The organism is Streptomyces sp. NPDC054786 (assembly GCF_053611685.1).
Genome location: NZ_JBSHAW010000069.1, coordinates 1 through 7377, shown reverse-complemented (window position 1 = coordinate 7377; position 7377 = coordinate 1). Strand labels below are relative to the sequence as shown.

Sequence of the window (7377 nt, the reverse complement as noted above, 5' to 3'; positions counted from 1 at the left end):
GGGCGGGGTGGGTCACCCGGGGCGGTGTGTTTGGGTTTGGGGGGGCGGGCCCCCCCACCCCCCCGCCCCCCCCCCCCGACCCGTATTTGCGTGACGCCCGCCTCACTGCGGAGGCGGCTGCTGCTGCCACCCCGGTGCCAGGCCCGGATGTTCCGGCTGCGGTGCGTCCGGAGCGGGCTGTTGCTGCTGCCAGTGGGCCGGCGGCTGGGCGGGCTGCTGCCTCCAGCCGCCCTGCTGCGGCGGGTAACCGGCCGGCGGCTGGCCCTGCTGCGGCTGCTGTGCCTGCTGGGGCTGGCCTTGCTGGGGCTGGCCCTGCTGACCCTGCTGGGCGTACTGCTGCTGGGCGTACGGATCGCCGCCCATCTGCTGCTGCGGGTACATCCCCGCCGCCTGCTGCGCCCGCGCGAAGTCCTCGGCCACCAGGGCGGAGAGGTTGAAGTACGCCTCGCGGGTCTTGGGCCGCATCATGTCCAGGTCGACCTCGGCACCGGCGGCGAGATGCTCGTCGAAGGGGACGACCACCACACCGCGGCAACGGGTCTCGAAGTGCGACACGATGTCATCGATCTTGATCATCTTGCCGGTCTCGCGGACACCCGAGATGACCGTGATACCGCGTTGCACCAGATCTGCGTAGCCGTGCGCGGACAGCCAGTCCAGGGTGGTGCTCGCGCTGCTCGCACCGTCCACGGACGGGGTGGAGATGATGATCAACTGGTCGGCGAGGTCGAGGACTCCGCGCATCGCGCTGTAGAGCAGACCCGTACCCGAGTCGGTGAGGATGATCGGGTACTGCTTGCCGAGGATGTCGATCGCCCGCCGGTAGTCCTCGTCGTTGAACGTCGTGGAGACCGCCGGGTCCACGTCGTTGGCGAGGATCTCCAGGCCCGAGGGGGCCTGCGAGGTGAACCGGCGGATGTCCATGTAGCTGTGCAGATGCGGGATCGCACCCACCAGGTCACGGATGGTCGCACCGGTCTCGCGCCGCACCCGTCGGCCGAGCGTGCCGGCGTCCGGGTTGGCGTCGATCGCCAGGATCTTGTCCTGCCGCTCGGACGCGAGGGTGGAGCCCAGCGCGGTGGTCGTGGTGGTCTTGCCGACACCGCCCTTGAGGCTGATCACCGCGATCCGGTAGCAGGACATCACCGGCGTACGGATCAGCTCCAGCTTGCGCTGGCGCTCCGCCTCCTCCTTCTTCGCACCCAGCTTGAACTTGGACGGCTGCGCATTGGCGCCCGGCTTGCGCTTCTTGGGCTGGTTGCGCAGCAGCCGGTCGGAGGTCAGCTCGACCGCGGCGCTGTAGCCGAGGGGCGCGCCCGGAGCGGCCCGCTGCTGCGGCTGCTGCTGACCCGGCTGCGAGTACGACGCATAGTTCGCCGCCGCGTTCGGGTCGCCGGCCTGCTGGCCCGGGAGCGGTTGGTACTGGGCCTGCTGGGCCTGTTGAGCTTGCTGGGCCTGATGCGCCTGCTGGGCTTGTTGAGCCTGGGCCTGGGCCTGAGCTGCTTGCGCCTGCGCTGCCTGAGCCTGTGCCGCCTGGGCCTGAGCCTGTGCCGCCTGCTGGGCGGCCTGCTGCTGGGCGTAGCCGGGCTGCGCCTGCTGATGGCCCTGCTGCGGATAGCCCTGCGCACCGGTCTGCGGGTAGCCGTAGGCCGACTGCTGCGCGGCCGCGTGCGGCTGCTGCGGCGCCTGCTGCTGGGGCTGCTGCTGCGGGTAGCCGTACGCGGGCTGCGGATAGCCGTACGCAGGCTGTTGCTGCGGCTGCTGCTGGCCCTGCTGCTGTTGCGGGTAGCCACCCTGCTGAGCGGGCTGTCCCTGCGGATAGCCGGCCTGCGGCTGCTGCGCCTGCTGTTGCTGCTGGGCCGGCGCCTGCTGGCTCTGCTGCGGCTGTTGACCGGCCTGCGCCTGCGCCTGAGCCGTCCGCGGGTCCGCCGGCTGGAACTCGGCCGGCAGCGGCGGCAGTGCACCCTGTCCGGGCACACCCTGCTGCTGACCCTCCGCCGCGGCACCCCAAGGAGCGCCCTGCTGAGGAACTCCCTGTTGGGGGACGCCCTGCTGGGGGACGCCCTGCGGAGCCGTCTGCTGGGGAACACCCTGCGGCTGCGGCACGCCTTGCTGCGGCACACCCTGCTGGGGAACGCCCTGTTGCGGCTGCGGCTGCGGCTGCGGCTGCTGGTCCTGCACGGGCTGTGCGCCCTGCGCTGCGACATCCGGGGCAGGCTGGGCGGGGGTGACGGCCTCAGGGGCCGGAGCTACGCCCTCGGCGGGGGCGTGAGCCGTCTCCGGGGCCTCCGGCTGCGGCGCCACGGCGGGCGCGGCCTCCGGCGAAACGGCGGGCGCCGCCTCGGACTCGGACGCGCTCACCGCCTCCGGTTCGGCGTCATCGTCGTCCCAGAGGGAAGCCGACGGGTCGACACCCGTGCCCGCGCGACGATTACCGCTCGCCTCGTCGTTCGTGGGCGACGCGGCCTCCACGGGCGCCTCCGGCCCGGGAGCTGCGGCGGCCGGTGCGTCATTGCCGGCGTCCTGCGGGCGCAGCGTCGGGAAGCCCGGCGGTGCGGCCTCTACGGGCGGCGGGGCCATCGGCGCACCCTGCTGCGGAATTCCGGGCACACCCTGGGCGGGCCCGGGCAGCGGCTGGCCGGTGGGCGGCCCGGGCGGGGGCTGGGCCCCGGCGGGCGGAGCGGTGGGCGCAGACGCAGGAGGAGTCGCGGGAGAGGCGGCACTCGTGCCCCCACCGCTGGTGTCGTTGCTCGCGTACCAGGCCGGTGCGGCGAAATCGATCTTGAACTCACCGGTCAGGTCGAACTCGGACTGGTCGTCGTCAGGATCGTTTCCGTCCGGACGGAAAGCCTCCTGCTCGTTCACTGTGCCTCCTGGTGTACTGCAACGCACCTGAACGGCAGGACCGGATACAGGCGGATCGATCGGATGTAGCGGAAGTCGGAACACACCACCCGGGGTTGCGCCAACACTAACTGTCTCCGTCCCCGTAACGACTGCCGTCGTGCTGTGCTCCTGCGGCTCTCTCATACAGCCTAATCAAGAGTCGGCCCATATCGGCAGTCGGTGCCATGTCGTCTTCAAGCCCCTCGGCACGCTTACGGGCGCACCCGTGGGTGCGCCCGTAAGCGGTGCCTGCGGCCGGTTGCGTACGCGCTGCGTACGGCGCCCCGCGGGGCAACCGGCCCGCAGTGACGGTCAGTCCATGCGGCGCGGCCCGCCGAGCAGGTTGGTCTCCGCTTCCGTGGGCTGGGTCATGACGAACTGGTGGCCGTCGCGCGAGCACCACAGCATGGCGTTGTCGCTGAGCGTCGGCAGTACCGCACCGACCTGATCCGGCAGCCGCATGATTCGCGTCACAACCTCCGCCTCCTCGGGCGAAAGCCGCTGCAGACCGACCAGATCGGCACGGCCGAGCATCTGCGGCGACCGCGGCCCGAGGAACGGCAGCACGGTCAGCACCGACTGCCAGGGGCTCGGGGCGAGCTGATTGCGCGGCGGTCGTGCACCCATGTCTCGTACGACCAGCACCGGGCTGGAAACCGACGGTCCCTGGGGCGCGATCTGACGCACGTCGTGGACGGAGACGCACTGCTGCCCGCCGCCCGCCGCCTGCGCCATCTGCCCCCAGGCCGGCGGCCGTGCCGTCTCGACCGCGACCCGGGCGCCGGTGGCGACCGTACGCAGCGCCAGCACCTGCGCCATCCACATGCTGCCGACCAGCGCGATCTCCAACGGCGCCGGCCGCAGCAGGCTGAGCACGGCGGGCTGGTTCTGCGGGTCGATGCCGATGATCACGCCGTCGTCACCGACCGGCAGGGTCAGCGAGGCGAGCGACTCGGCCGTCAGGACGTGCGGGCTGCGCCGCGGGCCGCGCAGGCCGAAACCGGGACGGGGCTTCGGCCCGGTCAGCCCGGACTGCTCCTCCTCGGGGCGCGGGTGGTGCGAGAGCCCGCGACCCTCGCCGCTCCCGCCGGCACCGGCCAGCGGGGGATTGCGCCAGCCGTTGCCGCTGGTGTTGACGCGGGGCTGATAGGTGGGAGAGGCCATCAGCGGGTACCTCCGAGGGGGAGCGTGGCCAGCAGGCCGGGCAGCTGTTCGCGGTCGAGTCGTACGAGGCCGACCTTCACGGAACCGGAACGGCGCTCCAACTCGCTCTGTGCGGCGGAGAGTTCGTTCTCACTGCGGGTGGAAAGACGGACGTAGCCCGAGATGGCCGGGGCGCGCCCGCCGCCGTGCGTGGCGGTCAGCGCGAAGGTGCTGGCCATCGCCCTGGTGGTGGTCAGCAGCTGGGTGACGGCAGCCAACGGCGCACCGCCCTGGCCCAGTTGGGGCCACCGGCCGATCCAGTACGTGGAGTGCCAGCGGTCGTCGCAGCGCATCGCCCGGGTGGTCTCCTGGGTGCGCCGGGCGGCCCGGCCGTCCCGCCCCATCGCGCCGTTGGCGGCCCGCGGGCTGACACAGACCGCGGTGCCGATCGCGGCAACGACCTCGCGCTCGGCGAGCACTCGGGCCCGTACGCCGTGCGCGGTCAGCCGGCTGACGAGCTGGTCGGCGGCGCGCAGCAGCGAACGCTTGGCGCCCTCCATCCCGCCGCCGCGGGCCTCGATGGCCTCCGAGCACAGCTCCGGGTCGAGCTTGAGCGCGATCCACGTCAGCTGGAGGGCCGGCGTCTGGGACTGGGCCTGCAACGGCGCGTACGAGCGGGCCGCGACGGCCTGTTCGGGCAGATGCGGCGCCGGTGCGGGCTGGGTGTACTGCACAAACTGCACGGACTCGAGGTGGATGTCCTCGATGTCGAGCGCGGTGTGCAGCACCTCCAGCGGCAGCATGTGGCTGCCGCGCTGCGGCCGCAGCGGCTCGTCACGGGCGTCCACCTGGACGATGGCGGTCAGGAACGTCCCGTCGCCGACGAACCCGATGGCGCGCTGATCCGATTCCGTCGTGTACTCGTAGGTCCGCAGCGCCGGTTCGCACTCCACCACGGGAGCGAGCGCCGGGTCGACGCCCTGCGTGGCGGCGAGTGCGGAGGTGCTGTTCTTGCCGCGGCGCTTCATGGCGCGCACGGTCGTGATCCACTCCGGCAGCGGGATCTTGCGGCGCCGGCCGAGCGCGAAGACGACCAGCACCGCGGCCACCACGATGGCCGCGGTCAGCGCGGCGGGGTGGATGGACCAACCCACCAGCACCAGCGCGGCGGCGAGTTCGATGATGGCCAGCTGCTGGACGCGCACACCACCGATGGTTCCGGCCTGTTGGCGCAGCCGCGGTGCCACCGGACCGGCCGGGCGGGCCGCGGAACCCCGGCCGTCATTTTCTCTATTGCCCGGAGCTGTACCGTTTCGGTCAGCATTTCCCGCGTTTTGCGCAGCGGAAGGCTGTTGCTGCTGTTGCCGCCCATTGCGGCGTCGAGCCCTGGTGGCGCTGGACATCCCCCGGCCTGCTCCTCTACTGATGATGATGGGCCTCTAGGCGTATCGACCGCCGCGAGACTGGTGCGTTGGAAGGTGGCACCCGTACCGTACGGGTCGATCGACACACGGCATAGTAGAGGGCGCTACGGCGTGAGTGCCGGGGGCGGTTCGCTGTGGATCCAACACGCGGGGAGAGAAAGTAAACAATGGCATCACGTCGGGACGAGCTGAATGCGTATTCGTTCGCTCGAAAGCGCACGAATGCGGCATTTCTGAAGCCGCTGCCGAACGGTTCGATCGAGAGCGCGCCCAAGCCGTTCAAGGCGGTGGTACCGAGCATCGTGATGGGTGTGCTGGTGCTGGTGGGATTCGGTGCCTGCGGCATTATCAAGCCGGTTGCGCCGCAGGGGTGGGATACGGTCGGGACGAATGTCATTGTTGGGGATGAATCCACCACCCGATACGTCGTTCTGAACAGTACGGACTCGAACGGCAAAAAGCAGAAGCTGCTCCACCCCATCCTGAATCTGGCATCGGCCAAGCTTCTTCTCGACCCGAAGAAGTTCCAGGTCGTCAAGGTCAAGGAATCCGAGCTCGACGGGAAGCTGCCGCACGGCCCGGCCATCGGCATTCCGTACGCCCCGGACCGGCTGCCCAGCCCCGCCGACGTCGACAAGCCGAAGGCCTGGGCGGTGTGCGACCGCCCCGGCAACAGCGGCGTCAACGGCAAGACCGAGCAAGCCGTCTTCGTCCTCGGCGGCAAGGACAAGCAGCTCGTCGATGACACCCGGAAGGGCAAGCTCGACCTCCACCAGGCCCTGTACGTCGAGGACCCCGACCACCAGAAGTGGCTGGTCGACCACAACGGCTTCGCCTTCCAGATGATCGCCAATGCCACGCAGGGGTTCACCGAGCAGAAGAAAGGCGTCAAGCACACCGACACCGAGGCCGACCGGGCGCTGCGCCGCATCATCTTCGGCTCGCAGGCCGAACCGCAGCAGGTGACCGCGGAGTTCATGAACACGCTGGTCAAGAGCCCGATGCCGATCTTCATGCCCAAGGTCGACGGAGCCGGCGGGACGACCACCGACTCCCGCGTCCCGGAGGCGGCCAGGAAGGTCGGCTCGATCCTCAAGGCCGGCGACGGCCAGAAGTACGTGGTCGTGAGCGACGGCGTCGAGCAGGTCTCGAACTTCGTCGCCAATCTCCTTGAGCAGGGCGACAACGCGGTGTCGGTGAACGGCGGCAGCGGTAACGCGCTGGAGCCCGTGGACGTCGCCACCGGTAGCGTCCACCCGAAGCCGGACGACACCAACCACCCGATGACCTTCCTGGGCAAGGTCCCGGGCAAGGACATCGACAATCCGTGGCCCAGCGAAATGGTCAGCGCGGCCAACGACTTCACGCACGGTTCCCAGACCGGCGGGCTGTCCACCCCCACCGACAACGGCGTCTCCTGCAGCGTCTACAAGGGCACCACCACCAAGTACCCGGGCGTCGAGCAGCTCGGCTACGCCAACGGCATCCCGAACATGACCACTTGGGTCGGCGAGGATTACCCGGCCAAGATCGCCTCCGGCGCCACCTCGTACGTCACGCCGGGCAGCGGCCTGCTCTACCAGCAGACGGACACCGCCGCGCAGAAGTCCGGCAGCCTGTTCCTGGTCACCGACACCGGTCTGCGCTACTCGGTCCCGCGGAACAACGACTCCGCCAAGAAGGCCGGTAGCGACAAGCAGGACATCGACCAGTCGCAGATCCACCTCGGCTACGGCGACGCGCACCCGCCGCTGCTCCTTTCGGCGTGGTCCAAGCTGCTCTCCGCGGGCCCCTCGCTGGATGTCCAGAGCGCCAAGCAGCCGCAGGCTTCCTGACGGTTGGCTCCGACGGCCGGAGGGGGCGCGAACCGAGCCCATAGGGGGTCCGGTGGGGGGCCGACCGCCGGTTGAGCAACGGCCGGTTT

Annotated in this window: 4 protein-coding genes; 1 reads left to right on the top strand and 3 read right to left on the bottom strand. The window is 70.5% G+C overall.

Annotation, left to right across the window (positions count from 1 at the left end; translation table 11 throughout):
- Positions 1-102: 102 nt before the first annotated feature.
- The 3 genes from ACWGI6_RS36165 to eccE form a co-directional block, all read right to left on the bottom strand.
- Positions 103-2865, bottom strand: a complete 2763-nt coding sequence (locus ACWGI6_RS36165; RefSeq protein WP_453271429.1) for an SCO5717 family growth-regulating ATPase — start codon at positions 2863-2865, stop codon at positions 103-105.
- 333 nt (positions 2866-3198) lie between these two features.
- Positions 3199-4050: a hypothetical protein gene (locus tag ACWGI6_RS36160; RefSeq protein ID WP_453271428.1), complete on the bottom strand. Its 852-nt coding sequence runs from the start codon at positions 4048-4050 to the stop codon at positions 3199-3201.
- Positions 4050-5276 carry a type VII secretion protein EccE gene (gene eccE, locus ACWGI6_RS36155; protein WP_453271427.1) on the bottom strand — a complete coding sequence of 409 codons (1227 nt, stop codon included), beginning with the start codon at positions 5274-5276 and terminating at the stop codon, positions 4050-4052. The genes ACWGI6_RS36160 and eccE overlap by 1 nt, the downstream gene beginning before the upstream one ends.
- 344 nt (positions 5277-5620) lie before the next feature.
- Between eccE and eccB the strand changes: the two genes are divergently transcribed.
- Complete coding sequence (eccB, locus tag ACWGI6_RS36150) at positions 5621-7288, top strand: type VII secretion protein EccB (protein ID WP_453271426.1); 1668 nt, start codon at positions 5621-5623, stop codon at positions 7286-7288.
- The last annotated feature ends 89 nt before the right edge of the window (positions 7289-7377 follow it).

What these genes read in the sequence shown, in the direction of transcription:
- ACWGI6_RS36160 (WP_453271428.1), bottom strand. Translation starts at nt 4,050, where the DNA reads ATGGCCTCTCCCACCTATCAGCCCCGCGTCAACACCAGCGGCAACGGC.
- eccB (WP_453271426.1), top strand. Translation starts at nt 5,621, where the DNA reads ATGGCATCACGTCGGGACGAGCTGAATGCGTATTCGTTCGCTCGAAAG.